The sequence below is a fragment of the Conyzicola sp. genome, assembly GCF_046714715.1.
GTDB lineage: Bacteria > Actinomycetota > Actinomycetes > Actinomycetales > Microbacteriaceae > Conyzicola.
Genome location: NZ_JBKKAD010000153.1, coordinates 20408 through 41929, shown reverse-complemented (window position 1 = coordinate 41929; position 21522 = coordinate 20408). Strand labels below are relative to the sequence as shown.

Below are 21522 nucleotides of genomic sequence, written 5' to 3'. Positions count from 1 at the left end.
GTACGTGGTAGATCAGCTGCGAGATTTCTTCGGCAGCTTCGGTGTCGCTCTGGAACTCGGCGGCCATCCACACCTCGGCTGCCTCTTCGACGATCTTCTTGCCGATGGCATGCACGCCGGCGTCGAGCTCTGCGACGGTGCCAGACCCTTCGGGGCGTGACACGGCCTTCTCGCTCAGCTCGGCAAACAGGTCGTCGAAAGTTTTCACGAGGTCAAGGGTACTAGTCGTGGCGCCCGCCCCGCGCACGGTCACGGGCCGAAGGCCCCGCCGCCCATGCTCGAGGGACCCGAGGAGTAGGCGGCTGCCATGGCCGCGGCATGCTCGCCTCCCGGCTGGTCGCGCGGGTCGAGGTGGTCCTGGTAGTCGCCGGCGCGTCGCTCGCGCCAGATGAGCAGGGCGCTGATGATCAGGATGATGGCGACGATACCGATCGCGAAAATGGTGAGGAACACGCGGACTCCGTCCTTTGGGCCAATCTAGCCCCGCCAGCCCCGAATTGCGAGCAATCGATAGAGTGCCCTCATGCTCAACGACCGTGCACTGGGTGTCTCCCTCCCCCGCGACCTCGCCGCCGACCGCATCGCCGATTTCGCCCGCGCGGCAGAGACGCTCGGCTTCGGCGAACTCTGGATCGTCGAAGACTGCTTCTTCCGCGGTGGAATCGCGCAGGCGGCGGTCGCGCTGGCCGTCACCTCGCGCATCCACGTGGGCATCGGCATCCTGCCGGCCGCCGCACGCAACGTCGCGTTCGCGACGCTCGAGGCGAACACGCTGGCCGAGCTGTTCCCCGGCCGGGTGACGATCGGGGTCGGGCACGGCATGCCGGCGTGGATGCGACAGGTGGGCGCCTGGCCGGCGAGCCCGCTGACGATGCTGGAGGAGACGATCGTCGCGATGCGGTCGCTGCTGCACGCGGAGACCGTGTCGGTCGAGGGACGGTACGTGCGGCTGCGCGGTGTCGAACTCGAGAGCCCCGCCGCCGAACCGCCGCTCGTCCTCGCGGGGGTGCGGGGTCCGAAATCGCTCGCGCTGTCGGGGCGCGTCGCCGACGGCACGGCCCTCGCGGAACCGGTAACCCCCGAGTACCTCGAGACGGTTCGCCGACAGATCGATGCGAGCCGCCCGCACCGGATCGTGGCGTACAACGTGGCGGCGGTTCATCCGGATGCCTCTGTCGCGCGGAAAGTCGCCCGCACCCGGCTCGACTGGGTAGGCGAACCGGACGGCCGGGTGCACATCGAACCGCTGCCGTTCGCCGAGGAGTTCTTCGCCCTGCGCGCGTCGGTGGCGTCTCCCGAGGCGTTCGCGGCCGCCCTTCCCGACGCGTGGGTGGACCAGCTGGCGGTCGTCGGCACGGTCGAGTCGGCGCGGGCGCGGCTCGACGAGTTGTACGCGGCCGGCGCGAACAGCGTCGTGCTGCTGCCTGCCGGCGACGACCCGTTCCGGGCGCTCGAAGATCTGGCGCGGCTGGTCGGGGGTTAACGAGCGCAGGCCCGCCGATCGCTCGACGGGCCCGCGTGCGGTGCTGCTACTTCGTGCCGAGCAGGTCGATCACGAAGGTGAGGGTGCGGCCCGAGAGGCGGTGTCCGCCGCCGACGGGGCCGTAGGCGAGCTCGGGCGGGCAGATCAGCTGGCGACGTCCGCCGACCTTCATGCCGGGGATGCCCTGCTGCCAGCCGGCGATGAGGCTGCCGAGCGGGAAGTTGATGCTCTGGCCGCGGCTCCAGCTGGAGTCGAACTCTTCGCCGCTCTCGAAATCGACGCCGAGGTAGTGCACGTCGACGGTCGCGCCGGGCTGAGCTTCCGCGCCGGTTCCCTCTTCGATATCGATGATCACGAGTTCGGTGGGCTCGGGGCCCTCGTAGAACTCGACTTCGGGCTTGGTCTTCGGTGAATCAGTCATGGCTCCATCCAAGCAGATCCCCGTGCTGCGGCGGGCGGGATCTCGTCGGGTACGCCCGTGGCGGAATCGCCGGGCCGTGGCGGCGTGCACGGGATCTCGCAACTCAGGCAGAAACGGCCGGCGGATGACGCGGGGCCCGGTATCGCGCGGGCGCGGTACCGGCGGCGCCCGATTCTGCCTGAGTTGCGAGGTCACCGCGGCTGATTTCCCGGACGGATGTTCCGCATTCAGGACGGATACCCGGCCGCGCGGCTCGTCGCGCGGTCTGGCGCGGGTCGTGCGGACCACGGGCGCATCCGCCCTGAATCACGAACGCGGGTTCTCGCAACTCAGGCAGAAACGGCCGGCGGATGAACCGGAGCCCGGAAACCGGCGGGTGCTGGCCTGCGGCTCGTGATTCTGCCTGAGTTGCGAGATCGGCGTGGGGGCGTGAGGGCCTTTGAGTGCCCAGCGGCTAGGCCAGGACGCCGGCGCGCTGGGCGAGGGCCGTCGCCGCGCGCGTCGCCGCGCGGGCTACACCGCGCTCGTCGACACGGGCGAGTTCGCCGTCGTCGACCACCACGCGGCCGTGCACGAAGAGTTTGGTCACCGGCGGCTGGGCGCCCAGCGTGAGCGCCGCGACGGGGTCCGCGATGCCCGCGTGCTCGACGCCGTCGACGCGCCAGAGCACCAGGTCGGCGAGCTTGCCGACCTCGATCGAGCCGATCTCGTTCTGGCGTCCGAGCACTCGCGCGCCGCCCATCGTCGCGATGTAGAGCCCCTGCCGTCCGGTCATGCCGTCGGCGCCCGCGCGCAGGCGGTTCATCAGCACGGCGTTGCGGATCTCGGTGCCGAGCTGCCCCGACTCGTTCGACGCCGAACCGTCGACTCCGAGCCCGACGGGGACACCCGCGGCTAGCAACTGCGGCACGGGAGCGATGCCGGCGGCGAGCCGGGCGTTCGACGACGGGCAGTGCGCGACTCCCGTGCCGGTGGCGGCGAAGCGGCCGATCGCGTGGTCGTCGAGGTGCACGCAGTGCGCCATCCAGACGTCGTCGCCGAGCCAGCCGAGGTCGTCGAGGTACTGGGTGGGCGTCTTGCCCCACTTCTCGAGGCAGAACGCGTCCTCCTCCACGGTCTCCGAGCCGTGCGTGTGCAGGCGCACGTCGAGAGAGCGGGCGAGCACGGCGGCCTCGGAGAGCAGGTCGGATGTCACGGAGAACGGCGAACACGGAGCGATGGCGATCTGCACCATCGCCTCTCGCGCCGGGTCGTGGTACTTCTCGACGGCGTCGGCGCTGGCCTGCAGCGCCGCGCCGGTGGTCTCCACGGCGAAGTCCGGCGGCAGCCCGCCCTGCGAGCGGCCGAGGTCCATCAAGCCGCGGGTGCCGTGCAAGCGCACCCCGACGCGGGAGGCCGCCGCAACGATCCCGCCGAGGATGTCGCCCGATCCGGCCGGGAACACGTAGTGGTGGTCGGCGACCGTCGTGCAGCCCGACCGGGCGAGCACGGCGATGGCCGCCTCGGCGCCCGCCTCGACCAGGTCGGCGTCGATCATCGACCAGGCCGGGTAGAGCGCGACGAGCCAGTCGAACAGGATCGAGTCCTGCGCCCAGCCGCGGGTGAGCCACTGGTAGAGGTGGTGGTGGGTGTTGATCAGCCCGGGGGTGAGCAGGTGCCCCGTGCCGTCGATCAGCTCGATCGTGGGCGGCGCAGCGAGCGTCTCCCCCGCCGGTCCGTGACCGCGAACGGCCCACTCGGGCGGGAGGCCGCCGCCGACACCGACGATCTCGGCGTCGTCGAACGCGACCCAGCCGCTGGCGTGCTCGGTGCCGAGGGCGTCGACGGCGGCGATCGTGGCGCCGCTGATAATCGTGCGGATCATCGGGTTTCGCTTTCCGTTAGAGGTCGAGGCTGACGGCGGTCTCGAGCGCGACCTCGATGCTGCGCATCCAGCCCTCTTTCATCGCCGTGTTCTTGTCGGAATAGAGCGAGGCCCCGTCGACGAGGTTGCTCGAGGCCGCGCAGATCATGCCGGCGCGCAGGCCGCGCAGGCGGGCGACGACGTACAGCGCCGAACTCTCCATCTCGACGTTGAGGATGCCGAGGCGGTTGAGCTCGCTGATCCACTCCGGGCCTTCGGCGTAGAAGGCGTCGTCGCTGGCATTGATGCCCGAGAAGACGTTTGTCGACGAGCCGGCCGAGAGTTCGAGGGCGATGCGGTGCAGCTCGACCGCGATCTTCAGGTCGGGGACGGCCGGGAACCCGTGGTGCGCGTACGCGGCCGTGGTGCCGTCGTTGCGCAGAGTGCCCTCGCTCACAAGCAGGTCGCCTGGCTCGATGCCCGCCTGCAGACCGGCCGAGCTGCCGACGCGGATGAACGACGTGACGCCCACCCGGGCCAGCTCCTCGACCGCGATGGCGGTGGACGGGCAGCCCATGCCGGTCGAGGTGGCCGTGATGTGCTTGCCCTTGTAGTACCCCGTCATCGTGCGGTGCTCGCGCTGGTGGGCGACGTCCTTCACGTCGGTGAGGAACTCGGCGATCATCGGCACGCGGAAGGGGTCGCCCGGCAGCAGCGCGACCGAGCTCACCTCGCCCGGGGCGATGCCGATGTGGTACTGGCGAACGCCCTGTCCTTCGGAGTCCTTGTCGACGACGGTCATGACGGTCCTAACTAGGCGGTGAGCAGTGTGGCGAGCAGGGTGGGTGCGAAGTCGTCGTCGAGGGCGAGCACGACGCGCGCGTGGGCCCCCGACTGTTCGGGGAAGCCGTTGTACATGCCGCGCAGGTCGCAGATGGTCTGGCCGCGGCCGGGACCGTCGGTGTCGTCGACGAGCACGCGCACGACGGGGGCCGTTTTGAGCCCGACATCGCCGAGTGCGATCGCCACCGCGAGCGGGTCGTGCAGCGCCGAGGCGCGGTGCCCGTAGACGCCCACGTAGAACTCGAAGTAGTAGTCGAGCATGTGACCGAGCGCGACCGCGACGGGTCGTCCCGACTCGATGAGCGCCTCGCGGTGGTGCTCGAGGAAGACGTTGGGCATCGTCACGTCGAGGGGCACCATGGTGATGAACCAGTCGGCCGCGAAGACCTCCGCCGCGGCATCCGCATCGTTTGCGATGTTCGCCTCGGCGACGGGCGTGATGTTGCCGGGCACGTTCGCGGCGCCGCCCATCAGCGTGAGTTCCTTGACCAGTCCCGGCAGGGCGGGGTCGAGGCGCAGGGCCGCCGCGATGTTGGTGAGCGGGCCGATCGCGATGACGCGCAGTTCGCCCTCGTGCTCGTGGGCGAGGCGCACGAGCAGCTGTTCGGCGGATTCGCCCACGAGAACGGATGACACGGACTTCGCGATCACGACGTCGCCGATGCCGTTGGCCCCGTGCACGTGGGGGGCACCGCCGCGGAACGAGCCGCCCTGCGGGTGGTGCGCGCCCACGGCGACCGGGATGTCGTCGCGTCCGGAGAGCGAGATGAGGTCGAGGGTGTTGTGGGCGCCGACGCTGGCGGAAACGTTGCCGCTCACGCTGCCGATGCCGACGATCTCGATGCCGTTCGACTCGTCGGCGGCCGCCGCGAGGAGGTAGGCGACGGCGAGAGCGTCGTCGATTCCGGTGTCGCAGTCGAGGTAGTAGGGGACGCGTGCGGTGGTCATGGTGCTCCGGTGGTTCTGAGGGTGGACGTGCCGATGCTAGCCGCGGCGTGTTTCCGGGCTGTTGCGGTGCGGGGTCGGCTAGTGCACGTGGGCCTCGGCGGCGGCGCGCAGCGAGGCGATGTTGTCGGCGGGCTCGCCGCGGAAGACGCTCGAGCCGGCGACGAAGGTGTCGGCTCCGGCCTCGGCCGCGATGACGATCGTGTCGGCGGTGATGCCGCCGTCGACCTGCAGCCACACGTCGAGGCCGGACTTCGTCACCGCTTCGCGCAGCAGGCCGAGCTTCGGCATGGTCTCGGCCATGAAGCTCTGGCCGCCGAAGCCGGGCTCGACGGTCATCACGAGTACCTGGTCGAACTCGGGCAGCAGGTCGAGGAACGGCTCGACCGGCGTGCCGGGCTTCAGGGCGATGCCGGCGCGGGCGCCGATGTCGCGCAGGCGGCGGGCGAGCGAGACCGCGTCTTTCGCGGCCTCCGCGTGGAAGGTGACGGAGTACGCGCCGAGTTCGGCGTACCCGGGGGCCCAGCGGTCGGGGTCGTCGATCATGAGGTGCACGTCGAGCGGGATCGCCGAGAGCTCTTGGAGGCGCTCGGTCATCGTCGGCCCGAAAGTCAGGTTCGGCACGAAGTGGTTGTCCATGATGTCGACGTGCACGAGGTCGGCGGTCGCGATGCGGCCGAGTTCGCGCTCGAAGTTGGCGAAGTCGGCGGCGAGGATGCTGGGGTTGATACGCACACGCATGGCTAGACCTTACTGATGAGCTGGATGAACATGGCGTCCGTGCCGTGGCGGTGCGGCCAGAGCTGGGCGTGCTGCGCTGGCGGTCCGTTGGTCGGGCCCAGGTCGAGCTCGGCGTCGGTGATCGTCGCGAGCACCGCGGGAGTGTCGATGCGCTCGATGGCGGCGCCCCACTTCTTGACGGCACCCTCGACGATCACCTTCGACTCGGCGAGGTGCGGCGAGCAGGTGACGTAGGCGAGCACGCCGCCCGGCTTGAGCGCGGTGATCGCGGCGTTCAGCAGGTTCGACTGCAGCCCCGAGAGGTGGGCCACGTCGCGCGGCGACTTGCGCCAGCGTGCCTCGGGTCGGCGACGCAGGGCGCCGAGACCGGTGCAGGGGGCGTCGATCAGGATGCGGTCGAACTCGTCGGCGTGGTCGTCGCCGACGGTCGTGCCGTCGAGCTCCCACACCTCGGGCGCCGGTTCGAAGACGGCGAGGGCATTGCGCACGAGTTCGGCGCGGGCGGGAACGACCTCGTTGGCGATCAGCGTGGCCCCGCCGACGCGGGCCTCCGCGGCGAGCAGGGCGGCCTTGCCGCCCGGGCCGGCGCAGAGGTCGAGCCAGCGCTCGCCCGCCACGATCGGGCGCACGCGGCTGAGCGCGAGGGCCGCGAGCTGCGAGCCCTCGTCTTGCACGCGGGCACGACCGGCACGTACGGCCTCGAGCTGCAGCGGGTCTCCCCCGTCGAGCACGGCGCCGACCGGCGAGTAGGCGGCTGCGTAGGCGTCGAGTTCGGAGACGGTGGATTCGCCGGGAAGCGCGACGACGCTCACCCGCGGTGCCACGTTGTCGGCCTCGAGCAGCGCGTCGAGCTCGGCGGCGCGGCCCTCCGCGGCGAGGGCGGAGCGGAAGGCCCGGATGATCCAGACGGGGTGCGAGTACGCGATGGCGAGACGCTCGTCGGCGTTCTTGGCCGAGTCGAGGGCGCGCTCGTGCCATTCCGCGGCCGGGGTGCGGGTGATGGTGCGCAGCACGCCGTTCACGAACCCGGTGGCGGAGTTCGAGCCGACGGTCTTGGCGAGTTGCACGGACTCGTCGACCGCGGCGTGCTGGGCGACGCGCATCGACAGCAGCTGGTGGCAGGCGAGTCGCAGCACGTCGAGGATCGCGGGGTCGATCTTGTCGACCGGGCGTCCGGCCGCCAGCGCGATGACCGCGTCGTAGTAGCCCTGGCGGCGCAGCGTGCCGTAGGTCAGTTCGGTCGCGAGGCCGGCGTCGGCCTCGGAGAGCTTGGCCCTCTGGAGGCGCACGGGCAGGAGGAGGTTCGCGTAGGCATCCGACTCTCGCACCGCGAGGATGACGTCGAGCGCGATGCGGCGCGCGGGCTGCACGGCGCTCACTCGGCGACCGCCGGGGCGTCGACGACGGTCGCGGCGTCGGCGGGGCGGCCGCGCCACCAGTCGCCGGCGTTCATGGCCTTGCGGCCCGCCGGGTGCACGGTCACGAGCTGCACGGGTTCTGTCGCTGTTCCAACGAGGATGAGCTTGCCTTCCTGGGCGAGGTGGCCGGGGACGAGGCGCGGTGCGTCTCTCGCGATCGCGGCGTCGATGATCTTGAGGCGGGCGCCGTCGAGCGTGGTGAAGGCTCCGGGTTCTGGGGTCACGCCGCGCACGAGGTTGACCACGTCGTGGGCGGGCCGGGCGAAATCGACCAGGCCGTCGGCGAGGGTGAGCTTGGGGGCGAGGGTCACGTCGCCGGCCTGCGGCTCGGCCCGGGCATCGCCTTCGGCAATAGCGTCGACGACGGCGGCGAGAAGCTCGGCACCGCTCACGGCGAGCGAGTCGAGCAGGTGACCGGCGGTCTCGTGCGAGCCGATCGACTGCGTGAACTGCCCGAAGACGTCGCCGGCGTCGAGCTCGGGAACCAGCTGGAACACGGTGGCACCCGTGAGGTCGTCACCGGCCATGATCGCGCGCTGCACGGGGGCAGCGCCACGCCAGCGCGGCAGCAGCGAGAAGTGCAGGTTGACCCAGCCGTACTTCGGCGCGCTGAGCAGCGGTTCGCGCACGAGGCCGCCGTAGGCGACGATGACGCCGAGGTCGGGCCGCAGGGCCGTGATCGCCTCGGTCGCGTCGCCCGCGAGCCGGTTGGCTTTGATCGTCGGAATACCGAGCTCGTCGGCGAGGGTTGCCACGGGGGTCGGGGTCAGGATGCCGCGGCGCCCCTGGGGCGAATCCTCACGGGTGACCACCGCGGCGACCTCGTGCCGCGAGGCGGCGAGAGTCGTGAGGCTCGGCACGGCGGCCGCCGGGCTGCCGGCGAAGACGAGGCGCAGAGAAGTCATTAGGTCATTCTCCCCCATCCGTGGATCGAGCTGGTTGAGTAGGTCGCTCAGCGACCGTATCGAAACCTCGCTGAAATCTCGATACAGGCCGCAGGCGGCCTCACTCGACCGGCAACGCGCTATTGCTCGAGGAACGGCTCGACGTCGTCGAAGCGCACCTTGAGGCTCACCGGCACGGGACCGCGGGCGGCCTTGCCGAGGGCACGCCGGCGATTGGCGGCCGACTTGACCACCTCGGCGCGCAGGGCCGCGGCGATCTCGGCGCCCCTGGCGTAGTCGAAGCGCACGATGGTGCGCACTCCCCCGCCGTCGACGTCTACCGGGCCGAGGATGTCGGGGCCGTCGACGCCCAGCGCCGCGACGGCGTCGGCGACGGCCTGCACCGTGCCCGTGACGGTCGCGACGCGCACGGCGGGCGGGAAACGCAGGGCACGCCGGTCGGCGAGCTCGGAGCGGGCGAAGTCGGCCTGCCGCCACGTGACGAACGCCGAGGCGAGCGCGCCGCCGACACCCACGAGCACGATGGGCGCCCGCCGCGCCGCGAGGGCCGCGGCATTCGACCACCAGCGCAGGCAGTCCTCGGCGACCCGCAGGCTCTCTCGCGCGATCATGCTCTCGCCGTCGAGCAGCAGCACGGCGCGGTAGCCGCCCGCCGCGATCGGCTCGGCGCCGCGGGTGGCGATGACGAGCGCCGGCTCGGCACCGACCGTGAGGATGGGCCGCTCGCCGTCGGCGACGATGACGCGCACGCCCGGGAAGGCGCGGCCGAGGTCTTCGGCGGTGCGCCCGGCGCCGGAGCCGACGAAGCGCAGCCGTTCGCCGTCGCAGTTCGCGCACTTCCAGTCGACGGCGAGGGCGCCGCACCAGTTGCAGGCCGGGGTCGAGCGCGAGGTCTTCTGGCCGAGCGGACCCTCGCACTTCATGCACCGGGCGCTGCGCTTGCAGTCGGCGCAGGAGAGCTTCGGCGCGTAGCCGGGCCGCGCGACCTGCACGAGCACCGGCCCGAACTCGAGCGCGGCGCGGGCCTCGCGCCAGGCGGTGGACGGAATGCGCGCCTGCGCCGCGAGCCGGTCTTCCGACGACTGCTGCGCGGTCGGCACGACCTTGGGCAGGACGGCGGGCTGCGGCGCGAAGGCACGCACCCAGTGCACCTCGACGAGCCGCTCGACCTCGGTGCTGCGCGCGTGCCCGAGGAACATCAGTGCGCAGCCGCTCTGCTCTTGCCGCACGAGCGCGGCGTCACGGGAGTGCACGTAGGGGCTGAGCGGCTCGCTGTGCAGCGGGTCGCCGTCGTCGAAGATCGCGACGAGCCCCAGGTTCGCCGCGGGGGCGTAGACGACCGACCGGTTGCCGATGATCACGACGGGGTCGTCGCTCAGGCAGCGCAGGAAGGCCCGGTAGCGGTCGGGGTTGGACTGCTTCGCATCGAGACGGATGACGCGTTGCGCCGGCAGAATCGCGGCGAGAGCCGACGCCAGCTGTTCCTGGTCGCGGTAGTCGGGCACGGCGAGAATGGCCGTCGCACCGCCCGCGAGCGTCGCGGCCGCCGCGGCCGCCATGGTGACGGCCCACTCGCCCACCCACACGCCGGGCGACACCTCGGCGACGAGCGGGATGGCGTCGACCGCGAACCGCGATCGTGCGGCGATCGCGGTCTCTATGACGCCGTCGCCGTATCCCTGCACCCGCGCCGGCGCGTCGAGGGGCGCGAGCGACGCTCGCCCACCGTCGTCGGGCTGCGCCTCGGCGGCGGCGAGGAATGCTTTCTCGACGCGCACCTGACGGTTCGGAACGGCGAGCCGCACGATGTCGTTGGCGTTGCCCGCGGCGCGCTCGGACACCTTGCGGGCGAGCGCCCACACCTCGGGCGTGAGCACCTGGACGGCGGAGACGACCTCTTCGATCTCGCTCAGCACACCCGTGTAGTCGCCGGGCGGCGCGATCTCGACGATGAAGCCGTCGGCGACCCGGCCGGCCGAGCGCAGCGGCACCCGCACGCGCACACCCGCGACGGCCCGCTCACGCAGTGCCTCGGGGATGCCGTAGTCGAACAGCCGGTCGAGTTGCGGCAGCGGGGAGTCGATGAGTACGCGGGCGATCGGACGGTGGCCGCCCGGTGCCTGAGTCATCGCCGCCTCCGTCTCGAAGAGCGCTTCTATAGCTTCGCGGCGGCGCGCAGGGCGTCGACGCGATCGAGTCGCTCCCAGGTGAAGTTCGGCAGTTCGCGGCCGAAGTGGCCGTAGGTCGACGTCTCGGCGTAGATCGGCCGCAGCAGATCGAGCTCGCTGATGATCTTGCTCGGGCGCAGGTCGAACACCGACTGGATCGAGTCGATGATGATGTCTTCGCCGACGTGGGCGGTGCCGAAGGTCTCGACGTAGAGCCCAACGGGCGACGCCTTGCCGATGGCATAGGCGACCTGTACCTCGAGGCGGTCGGCGAATCCGGCCGCGACGGCGTTCTTGGCTACCCAGCGCAGCGCGTAGGCCGCCGAACGGTCGACCTTCGACGGGTCTTTTCCGCTGAAGGCCCCGCCGCCGTGACGGGCCGCTCCCCCGTAGGTGTCGACGATGATCTTGCGGCCGGTGAGGCCGGCGTCGCCCTGAGGTCCGCCGATGTGGAACACACCGGTGGGGTTGATGAGCACGCGAACGTTGTTCGAGTCGAGATCGATCGTGGAGAGCACCGGGCGGATGACGATCTCTTCGATCTCTGTGCGCAGCTGCTGTGTGGAGATCGAGGGCGAGTGCTGGGTGGAGACGACGACGGTCTCGACGGTGCGCGGGATGGCTCCGTCGTAGCCGATGGTCACCTGGGTCTTGCCGTCGGGGCGCAGGTAGTCGACGAGGCCCGACTTGCGCACGAACGCGAGACGCTCGGCGAGGCGGTGCGCCAGCCACACGGGCAGGGGCATGAGTTCGGGGGTCTCGATGGTGGCGAACCCGAACATGATGCCCTGGTCGCCCGCACCCTGGATGTCGTCGATGTCGCCGCTCGACTCTTCGCGGGTCTCCTGGGCGTGGTCGACACCCGCGGCGATGTCGGGCGACTGGCCGCCGATCGAGACCGAGACGCCGCACGAGCGGCCGTCGAACCAGACGTCGGAGGAGTTGTAGCCGATCTCGGAGATGCGCTTGCGCACGATCGTGGGGATGTCGACGTACCCGCTCGTCGTGACCTCGCCCGCGACGTGCACGAGACCGGTGGTGACGAGGGTCTCGACAGCGACCCGGGCCTGCGGGTCGACCGTGAGCAGCGCGTCGAGGATGCTGTCGGAGATCTGGTCGCAGATCTTGTCAGGGTGGCCTTCCGTCACGGATTCGGACGAGAAAAGACGCAGTGGGGAGCTCATTGATTAGCCTCTGGCTGGGTGAAAGGGTGAAGGAATTAGATCAACAGGTCGAGGATACGTTCGGCCACCGACGCCTTGCTGCCGCTCGCCTCGCTCACTATATCTCCGGCCCGATCGAGCACGATGATGGCGTTACCGTCTGTGGCGAAGCCCTCGCTCCAGCCCACCCTGTTGAGGACGAGATAGTCGGCGCCCTTGCGCGCGATCTTGGCGCGGCCGAGTTCGACGAGGGCGTCACGCCCCTGCTCGGTCTCCGCGGCGAAGCCGATGATCAGCTGCCCGGGTGCGCGCCTCTCGGCGAGGCCGGCCAGGATGTCGGGGTTCTTCACGAGGGTGAGCTGCAGGGTGTCGCCCTGCGTCTCCTTCTTGATCTTGCTCTGCGCGACGGACTCGGGACGGTAGTCGGCGACCGCGGCGGCCATGATGACGACCTGCGCCTCGGGAGCGGCGGCGACGACGGCGGCCTCGAGTTCGAGGGTAGAACCCACGTGCACCACGGTGAGAGATTCGGATGCCGCGGCGTGCACCTCGAGGTTGGCCCCGATGAGCGTGACGGTGGCTCCGCGGGCGGCGGCGGCGTGGGCGATAGCGAGGCCCTGCTTTCCGCTCGACCGGTTGCCGATGTAGCGCACGGGGTCGAGCGCCTCACGGGTGCCGCCCGCGGTGACGAGGAGCCTCATTCCCGCGAGGTCTTTGGTGGCGACGACGGCGAGGGCCGCCGCGACGATGTCGTCGGGCTCGGACAGGCGTCCGGGGCCGTTGTCTTTGCCGGTCAGCTGCCCGACCGCGGGGCCGACGACGTGCACGCCGCGCGACCGCAGCAGGGCCACGTTCGCAACGGTGGCGGGGTTCTGCCACATCTCGGTGTGCATCGCCGGTGCGATGACGACCGGCGCCGTCGACGCGAGCACGGTGTTGCCGAGCAGGTCGTCGGCGATGCCGGCGGCGAGCTTCGCGATCGAGTTGGCGGTGGCCGGGGCGATCACGATGAGGTCGGCGGCCTGGCCGATCGCCACGTGGCGCACCTCGGCCACACCCTCGTAGAGGTCGGTGTGCACGGTATTGCGGCTGATGGCCTCGAGAGTCGGCTTCCCCACGAACTTGAGCGCGGCATCCGTCGCGACGACGTGCACGTCGTGCCCGGCCAGAACCAGGGCCCGGACGACAGAAACCGCCTTGTACGCCGCGATACCGCCGGTAATTCCGACGACGACGTTCAAGACGGTCACTGGGTGATTCTCAGAGGTGATTACTCGCCCGACAGTCTCTTGAGCTCGAGCTTGTCGTTGTTGATCTCGCGCAGGGCTACCGAGAGCGGCTTGTCTTCGATGGTCGAGTCGACGAGCGGTCCGACGTTGTCGAAGAGGCTTCCCTCGTGCAGGTCGGCGTAGTAGTTGTTGATCTGGCGGGCGCGCTTCGACGCGAAGATCACGAGCTGGTATTTGGAGTCGACCTTCGACAGCAGTTCGTCGATGGGCGGGTCAATGATTCCGCTGTTCTTGTCAGCCATTAGTGCTCCTTTATAGGGGAATTGAGAAAAGTAGGCGCGCGCGAACCCCTATGGGGAAACGGGCACTGCCATCAACTCTACGACTTCTCGCGCCGCTTCGCTGACGTCGCGGTTGACGACCTTGACGTCGAACTCGTCTTGGGCGGCCAATTCGACCTTGGCCGTCTCGAGCCGGCGGGACTGTTCGGCGGCGTCCTCGGTGCCCCGGCCGATGAGCCGGCGCACCAGTTCTTCCCACGTCGGAGGCAGCAAGAACACCAGGATGGCCTCGGGCATCGCCTGGCGCACGAGCCGCGCACCCTGCAGGTCGATCTCGAGCAGCACCCGACGGCCGGCGCCGAGGGCGGCGTCGATCGGGGGGCGCGGCGTGCCGTACCGGTAGGAGTTGTGCACGATCGCCCACTCCAGCAACTCGTCGGCGGCGATCATGCGGTCGAACTCATCGTCGCTGACGAAGTAGTAGTGAACGCCGTCGACCTCGCCGGGGCGGGGCTTGCGCGTGGTGGCCGAGACGCTGAGCAGCACGTCGGGGTAGTTCTCGCGGATGTGCGCCGAGACCGTGCCCTTGCCGACGGCGGTGGGGCCGGCGAGTACGACGAGTCGCGCCGGTTCGCCGCCCGCGCGTGTCACGAGGTACTCGCGCAGCCGCACGCGCTGCCGCGTGCCGAGTCCGCCGACACGCTTGCGGTCGGAGATGGCGAGGGTGTCCATCACCCGCGCGACGCGCGTGGGGCCGAGGGTCGGGATGCTCGTGAGCAGCTCGGTGACCCGCAGCGACGCCTCGGCGGTGTGCGGCTGCGCCCACGCGGTCTCGGCGACGTCGAGAGCGGTACGCGACCGGTCGGCGACCGACTTCTTGACTGCGGCGCGGGCACGGCGCGCTGCCACGGCGGCCTGCGCCGCAGCGACGCGGTCGACCTCGGGCGGAGTGGGTCGCGGGCTCATGCGAACGCCCCCGCGATCTCGGTGTTCTGCGCGTCGATCGCGGCCGCGATCGAGGACGGACCGGCGGCGAGGATGCTGCGCGAAGCGCTCACGATGACGCCGGCGGTCGCAGCGCCGAAGAGCGCGCCGACGTCGGCGACGAGTGCGCCCTGGTGGCCGAATCCGGGAGCGAGAATCGGCGTGCCGGCGAGCGACTGCGGCGTGATGCCGTAGTCGGCGAGGGCGACGGTGGCGCCGATGACGACGCCCGTCGAACCGAGGCCCGATTCGAGCTGATTCCAGTCGTGCACGTCAGAGACGATACTCGCCGCCACCGAGCTTCCGGCAGTGGGTCCCGCGGTCACGGTCGCGGTCTGCAGCGTCGCGGCCTCGGGGTTCGAGGTCGCCGCGAGCACGAACAGGCCTTTGCCGTGGGCGGTCGCGAGGTCGTGGGGCGCCCGGATCGACCCGACGCCCTGGAAGGCGCTGATCGTCATGGCGTCCGACTCCAGCGGCGAACCCGGCGTGAGCCAGGCCTCGCCGTAGGCCTCGACGCTCGTGCCGACGTCGCCGCGCTTGACGTCGGCGATCACGAGGAGGTTAGCGTCGCGGGCGGCGCCGAGCACGGCCTCGAGGGCGGCGTATCCAGCTGAGCCGTGGCGCTCGAAGAACGCGACCTGCGGCTTGACGATGCCGGCGCGCCCGACGGTGGCCTCGACGACACGCAGTCCGAATTCACGCGCACCCCGCGCGTCATCCGACAACCCCCACTGCCCCAGCAGGTAGGCGTGCGGGTCGATGCCCACGCATAGCCGGCCCGAGGTGGCGAAGGTGTCGGAGAGTCGCGTGCCGAAGGTCGGCGTCATACGGCGGCCAGCCTCTCCGCGCGGTCGATCGCGTAGTTCTGCAGGGAACGCACCGTGAACGGCTCGCGCACCGCCTCGAACGACGCGACGGCGGCGGCCAGCTGGGCGATCGTGGTGAACAGCGGCTTGTCGGCCGCGACCGTGGCGGTGCGGATCTCGTAGCCGTCGGCGCGCGCGCTGCGTCCGCTCGGGGTATTGATCACGACATCCACCTCGCCCTGGTTGATGAGGTCGACGATGGTCGGCTCCCCCTCGACGTGCACCTGCCCCTGGAAGTACTTGCGCACGATGCGGGCGGGGATGCCGTTGCGGCTGAGGATCTCGGCCGTGCCCTCGGTGGCAAGGATCTCGAAGCCGAGCTGGCTCATGCGCAGCATCGGCAGGATGATCGCGCGCTTGTCGCGGTCGGCGACCGACACGAAGACGCTGCCCGAGTTGGGCAGTCCGCCGTACGCGGCCTCCTGGCTTTTCGCGAACGCCTTGGGGAAGTTCGAGTCGATGCCCATGACCTCGCCGGTCGATCGCATCTCCGGGCCGAGCACGGAGTCGACCACGTGTCCTTCCTTAGTACGGAAACGCTTGAACGGCAGCACGGCCTCCTTCACGGCGACCGGGGAATCCATCGGCACGACGGAGCCGTCCTGCGCCGGGAGGAGCCCGGAGTCGACGAGCGAACGGATGCTGTCGCCCACCATCACGAGGGCGGCGGCCTTTGCGAGCGGGATGCCCAGAGCCTTGGAGACGAAGGGAACCGTGCGGCTGGCGCGCGGGTTCGCCTCGAGCACGTAGAGGATGCCCTGGCCGATGGCGAACTGCACGTTCAGCAGGCCGCGCACACCGATGCCCTCGGCGATGCCGAGTGTCGCCGTGCGCACCCGGTCGATGACGTCGCGGCCGAGGGTCACGGGAGGCAGGGTGCAGGCGGAGTCGCCCGAGTGCACGCCGGCCTCCTCGATGTGCTCCATGATGCCGCCGATGTAGAGCTCGGTGCCGTCGTAGAGCGCGTCGATGTCGATCTCGATCGCGTCGTCGAGGAAGCGGTCGACGAGGAGCGGCGACCCGGGCTCGATGATCACGAGGTCTTTCACCCGCTCGAAGTAGTCGAACAGGCTCTCGGTGTCGTAGACGATCTCCATGCCGCGGCCGCCGAGCACGTGCGACGGACGCACGAGCACCGGGTAGCCGATGTTCTCGGCGATGGCCACGGCCTCCTCGGAGGTGGTGGCCGTGCCGTTCTTCGGCGAGATGAGCGAGGCGTTCTCGAGGATCTTCGAGAACAGGCCGCGCTCTTCGGCGAGGTCGATGGCCTCGGGGGTGGTGCCCAGAACGGGCACGCCGGCGTTCTTCAGTCCCTGCGCGAGGCCGAGGGCGGTCTGTCCGCCGAGCTGCACGACGACACCGACGAGCTCGCCGCTCTGGCTCTCGGCGTGCACGATCTCGAGCACGTCTTCGAGGGTGAGCGGCTCGAAGTAGAGGCGGTCGCTCGTGTCGTAGTCGGTGGACACGGTCTCGGGGTTGCAGTTGATCATGATGGTCTCGTAGCCGGCGTCGGAGAGCGCGAAGCTCGCGTGCACGCACGAGTAGTCGAACTCGATGCCCTGGCCGATGCGGTTCGGGCCGGAACCCAGGATGATCACCTTGCGGCGGTTGCTCGGGCGCACCTCGGTCTCGAGGTCGTAGCTCGAGTAGTGGTACGGCGTGAGCGCCGGAAACTCGCCCGCGCAGGTGTCGACGGTCTTGAAGACCGGGCGCACACCGAGCTCGTAGCGAGCCGAGCGCACCTCGGCCTCGTCGAGACCGCGGATCTCGGCGATCTGCACGTCGCTGAAGCCGTGGTCTTTCGCGTGCCGGAAGACGGCCTCGTCGAGCGTCTCGGCGCCGGCGATGCTCGCGGCGACCTCGTTGATGAGCACGATCTGGTCGATGAACCAGGGGTCGATCTTGGTGGCCTCGAAGACCTCCTCGGCGGTGGCACCGGCGACGAGCGCCTGCTGCACGGTGACGATGCGGCCGTCGGTCGGCACGCTCGCGAGCTCGAGCAGCGCCGCCTTGTCGCGCAGCTCGTAGCGCCAGTGGAAGCTGGAGCCGCGCTTCTCGAGCGAACGCAGCGCCTTCTGCAGCGCGGTGGAGAAGTTGCGGCCGAACGCCATGGCCTCGCCGACCGACTTCATGGTGGTCGTGAGGGTCGTGTCGGCGGCCGGGAACTTCTCGAAGGCGAAGCGGGGAACCTTGACGACCACGTAGTCGAGCGTGGGCTCGAAGCTCGCGGGCGTCACCTTGGTGATGTCGTTGTCGATCTCGTCGAGGCGGTAGCCGATGGCCAGCTTCGCCGCGATCTTGGCGATGGGGAAGCCGGTGGCCTTGCTCGCGAGCGCCGACGAACGTGACACGCGGGGGTTCATCTCAATGACGATGACGCGCCCGTTCGCGGGGTCGATGGCGAACTGGATATTGCAGCCGCCGGTGTCGACGCCCACGGCGCGGATGATGTCGATGCCGATGTCGCGCAGCTTCTGGTATTCGCGGTCGGTGAGGGTGAGCGCGGGCGCGACGGTGATGGAGTCGCCGGTGTGCACGCCCACGGGGTCGACGTTCTCGATCGAGCAGACGACCACCGTGTTGTCGGCCGTGTCGCGCATGAGCTCGAGCTCGTATTCCTTCCAGCCCATGATGCTCTCCTCGAGCAGCACCTCGGTGGTCGGGCTCTGGTGCAGGCCGTCGCCGACCATGCGCACGAGTTCGTCGCGGTCGTAGGCGAAGCCCGAACCGAGCCCGCCCATGGTGAAGGAGGGGCGGATGACGAGCGGGTAGCCCAGGTCTTCGGCGAACCCGATGGCTTCCTCGACCGTGTGCGCGATGTAGCTCTTCGCCACGTCGGCGCCGGCGTCGAGCACGAGCTGTTTGAAGATCTGGCGGTCTTCGCCCTTGTTGATCGCCTCGAAGTTGGCGCCGATGAGTTCGACGTCGTACTTCTCGAGGATGCCGTGGTTGTGCAGGTCGATGGCCGCGTTGAGCGCGGTCTGGCCGCCGAGCGTCGGCAGGATGGCGTCGGGCTTCTCGGTGGCGATGATCGTCTCGATGACCTGCCAGGTGATGGGCTCGATGTAGGTCGCGTCGGCGAAGTCGGGGTCGGTCATGATGGTGGCCGGGTTCGAGTTGACGAGGATGACGCGCACACCCTCCTCGCGCAGCACCCGGCAGGCCTGCGTGCCCGAGTAGTCGAATTCCGCCGCCTGGCCGATGACGATCGGGCCGGAGCCGATGACCAGTACCGACGTGATGTCTTCCCTCTTGGGCATTAGATGTTTCCTTCGGTGCTGGAGGTCTGCTTCGCGATGACGAGATCGCGGAACCGGTCGAACAGGTAGTTGGAGTCGTGCGGGCCGGCGGCGGCCTCGGGGTGGTACTGCACGCTGAACGCGGGGATGTCGAGGGCGTTGAGGCCCTCCACCACGTTGTCGTTGAGGTTGACGTGGCTCACCTCGACCCGGCCGAATCCGGCGGGCGACTCGGTGATCTCGCCGATGGGCGCGTCTACCGCGAAGCCGTGGTTGTGGCTCGTGATCTCGGTGCGACCCGTCGACACGTCGACGACGGGCTGGTTGATCCCCCGGTGGCCGAACGGCAGCTTGTAGGTGCCGAAGCCGAGCGCGCGCCCGAGCAGCTGGTTGCCGAAGCAGATTCCGAAGAACGGCAGGCCCTCGCGCAGGATGCCCTGGAGCAGGTCGACATGCTGGTCGGATGCGCCCGGGTCGCCGGGCCCGTTCGAGTAGAACGCGCCGACGGGTTCGATCGCCAGCACCTCGTCGAGCGTCACGTTCTGCGGGAGCACGTGCACGTCGAAGCCGCGCTGCGAGAGGTAGCTGAGGGTGGAGGTCTTCACGCCGAGGTCGAGCACCGCGAGGTTGCCGATCTTCTCGCCGATGGCGGCAACGACATACGCCTCCTGCGTCGACACCTCGCTCGAGAGGTTGAGACCGCGCATGTCACGGCCGGCGCGCACGATCTGGAGCTGCTCGTCGTCGCTCAGCCCGGTGTCGGTGCCGGAGAAGATCCCGGCGCGCATGGCGCCCGAGTCGCGCAGGCGACGGGTGATGGCGCGGGTGTCGACGCCGCTGATGCCGACGACGCCCTGCTCGACGAGGTCGTCGTCGAGGGAGCGCTGCGAGCGGTGGTTGGAGACCACGCGGGAGGGGTCGCGCACGACGAATCCGGCGACCCAGATGCGGCTCGACTCGAGGTCTTCGTCGTTCATACCGGTGTTGCCGATGTGCGGCGCGGTCATCAGAACGATCTGGCCGGCGTAGCTCGGGTCGGTCAGCGTCTCCTGGTAGCCGGTCATGCCGGTCGCGAAGACGGCCTCGCCGAGCGTGCGGCCGAGTGCGCCGTAGGCGCGGCCCGTGTAGCGCGTTCCGTCTTCGAGCACGAAGACGGCGGGAGTGGGGATGCTCATTTCGAGTCCCTTTCTGTGGTGAGGGGCGCGAGAGCCTTCACGGCGGCGAGGAACGCCTCCGAGTTCTCGGCACGGAAATAGCTTTCGACCGCGGTCTCGGCGAGACCCCACGCGATCATGGTGAGTCCGTCGGTCTCGACGACCCGGTCGATGGTCCAGGTGGCGCGGGCGACGAGGGTGATGTCTTCCCGCGGGATGAAGATGTCGGGCTGCCCGGCGATCGGAACGACGACGCCGGTCTCGGCGACCACGACGGTGCTCCTGGCCCGGAAACCGAGGCCGTGCACGGCGACCCGGTTGAAACGGTCGTCGGCGAGGGTCGTAGCGACGTAGAAACCGGGGAACTCGCCGATGACCTCGCCGAGGTGTTCGGGCGGCCGTTGCGGCGCGGCGATGCCGCGCTGGCGGCGCTTGCGCGCGTACCAACCGAGCGCGATGAGCCCGAGGAAGACGACGAGCGCTCCGAGCACGAGCGCGGCCAGCCCGACCCTATCCACGTGCGACCCCGGCCTGCTCGGCGACGCGGGCGGCGTCGACGAGCACACCGTCGAGCACCGTGGCGTAGCCGTCGTGGATGGTGGCGATGACCTGTCCGGGCAGGGATCGCTGCAGGTAGGGCGAGTTGACGCTCTTGCCGTGCAACTCGTTCACCGAGAACTCACGGCTGACCGTGGGGTCGTACAGGGTGAAGTTGGCGTGGTCGCCCACACCGAAGGCCGTGGAGTATCCGGCCAGCCGACCGATTTCCGCCGGCTTCGACGAGAGCACTCGCGCGACATCCGCGAAGCCGATGAGTCCCGTGTCGACCATCGCGGCCTGCACGACGCTGAGGGCGGACTCGAGTCCGACCATGCCGTTCGCGGCCTCGTCCCACGCGCACTCCTTCGCCTCGAGCGGGTGCGGGGCGTGGTCGGTGGCTACGATGTCGATGGTGCCGTCGGCGAGGGCGGCGCGCAGGGCGAGCACGTCCTCTTCGCGGCGCAGCGGCGGATTCACCTTGAAACGCGAGTCGTAGCCGCGCACGAGCTGCTCGGTGAGCAGCAGGTGGTGCGGCGTGACCTCGGCGGTCACGTCGATGCCGCGGGCCTTCGCCCAGCGGATCACGTCGACGGAACCGGCGGTGGAGATGTGGCAGACGTGCAGTCGGGCGCCGACGTGCTGGGCGAGCAGCACGTCGCGCGCGATGATCGACTCTTCGGCGACGGCGGGCCAGCCGGCGAGGCCGAGTTCGCTCGAGAGGGCTCCCTCGTTCATCTGTGCGCCCTCGGTGAGGCGCGGGTCTTGCGAGTGCTGCGCGATGACGCCGTCGAAGGTCTTCACGTACTCGAGTGCGCGGCGCATCAGCAACGGGTCGGAGACGCAGATGCCGTCATCGGAGAAGACGCGCACCCGGGCGCGCGAACCGGCCATGGCGCCGATCTCGCTGAGCGCCTTGCCGGCGAGTCCCGTGGTGACGGCTCCGATCGGGCGCACCGTGACGTAGCCGTGCTCGGCGCCGAGGGAGGCGACCTGTTCGACCACGCCGGCGGTGTCGGAGACCGGGCTCGTGTTGGCCATGGCGAAGACGCTCGTGAATCCGCCGATCGCGGCGGTGCGTGATCCGGTGAGCACGGTCTCGCTCTGCTCGAAGCCGGGCTCGCGGAGGTGGGTGTGCAGGTCGACGAGGCCGGGGAGGGCGAGGAGGCCGTTCGCGTCGATGACGGTGGCGCCCGCCGAGCTGAGCGAGGAACCCACCTCGGTGATCACTCCCCCGTCGACGAGCAGGTCGGTGGTCGAACCGTCGGGCAGAGTCGCGCCCGTGATGACGATGGTCATATT

General features: G+C 69.9%; 20 protein-coding genes. 1 reads left to right on the top strand and 19 read right to left on the bottom strand.

Annotated features, from left to right (window positions below; genetic code table 11):
* Together ACLQ6X_RS11505 and ACLQ6X_RS11500 are read right to left on the bottom strand one after the other, a co-directional pair.
* The coding region (locus tag ACLQ6X_RS11505) for a phosphoribosyl-ATP diphosphatase (RefSeq protein WP_411700297.1) at window positions 1-208 on the bottom strand (208 nt) is incomplete at its 3' end.
* A gap of 41 nt (window positions 209-249) precedes the next feature.
* Window positions 250-453, bottom strand: a complete 204-nt coding sequence (locus ACLQ6X_RS11500) for a hypothetical protein (protein WP_411700296.1) — start codon at window positions 451-453, stop codon at window positions 250-252.
* Window positions 454-523: 70 nt separating this feature from the next.
* Between ACLQ6X_RS11500 and ACLQ6X_RS11495 the strand changes: the two genes are divergently transcribed.
* Complete coding sequence (locus tag ACLQ6X_RS11495) at window positions 524-1483, top strand: LLM class flavin-dependent oxidoreductase (RefSeq protein ID WP_411700295.1); 960 nt, start codon at window positions 524-526, stop codon at window positions 1481-1483.
* Between the two features lie 46 nt (window positions 1484-1529).
* On the opposite strand, the gene ACLQ6X_RS11490 is transcribed toward ACLQ6X_RS11495, so the two are convergent.
* The 17 genes from ACLQ6X_RS11490 to ACLQ6X_RS11410 all read right to left on the bottom strand — a co-directional run bounded on the left by ACLQ6X_RS11490 (window position 1530) and on the right by ACLQ6X_RS11410 (window position 21519).
* Window positions 1530-1904, bottom strand: coding sequence for an FKBP-type peptidyl-prolyl cis-trans isomerase (locus ACLQ6X_RS11490; protein ID WP_184235498.1), 375 nt, complete (start codon window positions 1902-1904; stop codon window positions 1530-1532).
* A gap of 454 nt (window positions 1905-2358) precedes the next feature.
* The gene (locus ACLQ6X_RS11485) at window positions 2359-3768 is read right to left on the bottom strand and encodes an 8-oxoguanine deaminase (protein WP_411700294.1); all 1410 of its coding nucleotides are present in this window, start codon (window positions 3766-3768) and stop codon (window positions 2359-2361) included.
* Between the two features lie 16 nt (window positions 3769-3784).
* The gene (locus ACLQ6X_RS11480; protein ID WP_411700293.1) at window positions 3785-4549 is read right to left on the bottom strand and encodes a nucleoside phosphorylase; all 765 of its coding nucleotides are present in this window, start codon (window positions 4547-4549) and stop codon (window positions 3785-3787) included.
* Between the two features lie 11 nt (window positions 4550-4560).
* Window positions 4561-5538, bottom strand: a complete 978-nt coding sequence (locus ACLQ6X_RS11475) for a nucleoside hydrolase (RefSeq protein ID WP_411700292.1) — start codon at window positions 5536-5538, stop codon at window positions 4561-4563.
* 78 nt (window positions 5539-5616) lie between these two features.
* Window positions 5617-6276 carry a ribulose-phosphate 3-epimerase gene (gene rpe / locus ACLQ6X_RS11470; protein ID WP_411700291.1) on the bottom strand — a complete coding sequence of 220 codons (660 nt, stop codon included), beginning with the start codon at window positions 6274-6276 and terminating at the stop codon, window positions 5617-5619.
* 2 nt (window positions 6277-6278) lie between these two features.
* The gene (locus tag ACLQ6X_RS11465; RefSeq protein ID WP_411700290.1) at window positions 6279-7655 is read right to left on the bottom strand and encodes a transcription antitermination factor NusB; all 1377 of its coding nucleotides are present in this window, start codon (window positions 7653-7655) and stop codon (window positions 6279-6281) included.
* On the bottom strand, window positions 7652-8590 hold the full coding sequence (gene fmt / locus ACLQ6X_RS11460; protein WP_411700300.1) for a methionyl-tRNA formyltransferase: 939 nt from the start codon (window positions 8588-8590) through the stop codon (window positions 7652-7654). The genes ACLQ6X_RS11465 and fmt overlap by 4 nt, the downstream gene beginning before the upstream one ends.
* Window positions 8591-8718: 128 nt before the next feature.
* Entirely contained in the window at window positions 8719-10728 is a 2010-nt protein-coding gene (locus ACLQ6X_RS11455; protein WP_411700289.1) for a primosomal protein N', read from the bottom strand.
* Between the two features lie 26 nt (window positions 10729-10754).
* Window positions 10755-11951 (bottom strand): methionine adenosyltransferase, encoded by a 1197-nt coding sequence (metK, locus tag ACLQ6X_RS11450; protein ID WP_411700288.1) that lies wholly within the window; start codon window positions 11949-11951, stop codon window positions 10755-10757.
* Between the two features lie 35 nt (window positions 11952-11986).
* Window positions 11987-13171, bottom strand: coding sequence for a bifunctional phosphopantothenoylcysteine decarboxylase/phosphopantothenate--cysteine ligase CoaBC (coaBC, locus tag ACLQ6X_RS11445; protein WP_411700299.1), 1185 nt, complete (start codon window positions 13169-13171; stop codon window positions 11987-11989).
* A 29-nt stretch (window positions 13172-13200) separates the two neighbouring features.
* Entirely contained in the window at window positions 13201-13461 is a 261-nt protein-coding gene (gene rpoZ, locus ACLQ6X_RS11440; RefSeq protein ID WP_184235522.1) for a DNA-directed RNA polymerase subunit omega, read from the bottom strand.
* A 48-nt stretch (window positions 13462-13509) separates the two neighbouring features.
* A complete protein-coding gene (gene gmk / locus ACLQ6X_RS11435) occupies window positions 13510-14406 on the bottom strand; it encodes a guanylate kinase (protein WP_411700287.1) in 897 nt (298 codons plus the stop codon).
* Window positions 14403-15251, bottom strand: a complete 849-nt coding sequence (gene pyrF / locus ACLQ6X_RS11430) for an orotidine-5'-phosphate decarboxylase (protein ID WP_411700286.1) — start codon at window positions 15249-15251, stop codon at window positions 14403-14405. The genes gmk and pyrF overlap by 4 nt, the downstream gene beginning before the upstream one ends.
* Window positions 15248-18550, bottom strand: coding sequence for a carbamoyl-phosphate synthase large subunit (gene carB, locus ACLQ6X_RS11425; protein WP_411700285.1), 3303 nt, complete (start codon window positions 18548-18550; stop codon window positions 15248-15250). The genes pyrF and carB overlap by 4 nt, the downstream gene beginning before the upstream one ends.
* Window positions 18550-19704, bottom strand: a complete 1155-nt coding sequence (gene carA, locus ACLQ6X_RS11420) for a glutamine-hydrolyzing carbamoyl-phosphate synthase small subunit (RefSeq protein ID WP_411700284.1) — start codon at window positions 19702-19704, stop codon at window positions 18550-18552. The genes carB and carA overlap by 1 nt, the downstream gene beginning before the upstream one ends.
* Window positions 19701-20201 (bottom strand): hypothetical protein, encoded by a 501-nt coding sequence (locus tag ACLQ6X_RS11415; protein WP_411700283.1) that lies wholly within the window; start codon window positions 20199-20201, stop codon window positions 19701-19703. Before ACLQ6X_RS11415 ends, carA begins: the two co-directional genes overlap by 4 nt.
* Window positions 20194-21519, bottom strand: coding sequence for a dihydroorotase (locus ACLQ6X_RS11410; RefSeq protein ID WP_411700282.1), 1326 nt, complete (start codon window positions 21517-21519; stop codon window positions 20194-20196). The genes ACLQ6X_RS11415 and ACLQ6X_RS11410 overlap by 8 nt, the downstream gene beginning before the upstream one ends.
* Between the last annotated feature and the right edge of the window lie 3 nt (window positions 21520-21522).

What these genes read in the sequence shown, in the direction of transcription:
- carB (WP_411700285.1), bottom strand. Translation starts at nt 18,550, where the DNA reads ATGCCCAAGAGGGAAGACATCACGTCGGTACTGGTCATCGGCTCCGGC.
- ACLQ6X_RS11455 (WP_411700289.1), bottom strand. Translation starts at nt 10,728, where the DNA reads ATGACTCAGGCACCGGGCGGCCACCGTCCGATCGCCCGCGTACTCATC.
- carA (WP_411700284.1), bottom strand. Translation starts at nt 19,704, where the DNA reads ATGAGCATCCCCACTCCCGCCGTCTTCGTGCTCGAAGACGGAACGCGC.
- ACLQ6X_RS11495 (WP_411700295.1), top strand. Translation starts at nt 524, where the DNA reads ATGCTCAACGACCGTGCACTGGGTGTCTCCCTCCCCCGCGACCTCGCC.
- rpoZ (WP_184235522.1), bottom strand. Translation starts at nt 13,461, where the DNA reads ATGGCTGACAAGAACAGCGGAATCATTGACCCGCCCATCGACGAACTG.
- rpe (WP_411700291.1), bottom strand. Translation starts at nt 6,276, where the DNA reads ATGCGTGTGCGTATCAACCCCAGCATCCTCGCCGCCGACTTCGCCAAC.
- ACLQ6X_RS11410 (WP_411700282.1), bottom strand. Translation starts at nt 21,519, where the DNA reads ATGACCATCGTCATCACGGGCGCGACTCTGCCCGACGGTTCGACCACC.
- pyrF (WP_411700286.1), bottom strand. Translation starts at nt 15,251, where the DNA reads ATGACGCCGACCTTCGGCACGCGACTCTCCGACACCTTCGCCACCTCG.
- ACLQ6X_RS11475 (WP_411700292.1), bottom strand. Translation starts at nt 5,538, where the DNA reads ATGACCACCGCACGCGTCCCCTACTACCTCGACTGCGACACCGGAATC.
- ACLQ6X_RS11480 (WP_411700293.1), bottom strand. Translation starts at nt 4,549, where the DNA reads ATGACCGTCGTCGACAAGGACTCCGAAGGACAGGGCGTTCGCCAGTAC.
- ACLQ6X_RS11485 (WP_411700294.1), bottom strand. Translation starts at nt 3,768, where the DNA reads ATGATCCGCACGATTATCAGCGGCGCCACGATCGCCGCCGTCGACGCC.
- ACLQ6X_RS11490 (WP_184235498.1), bottom strand. Translation starts at nt 1,904, where the DNA reads ATGACTGATTCACCGAAGACCAAGCCCGAAGTCGAGTTCTACGAGGGC.
- gmk (WP_411700287.1), bottom strand. Translation starts at nt 14,406, where the DNA reads ATGAGCCCGCGACCCACTCCGCCCGAGGTCGACCGCGTCGCTGCGGCG.
- metK (WP_411700288.1), bottom strand. Translation starts at nt 11,951, where the DNA reads ATGAGCTCCCCACTGCGTCTTTTCTCGTCCGAATCCGTGACGGAAGGC.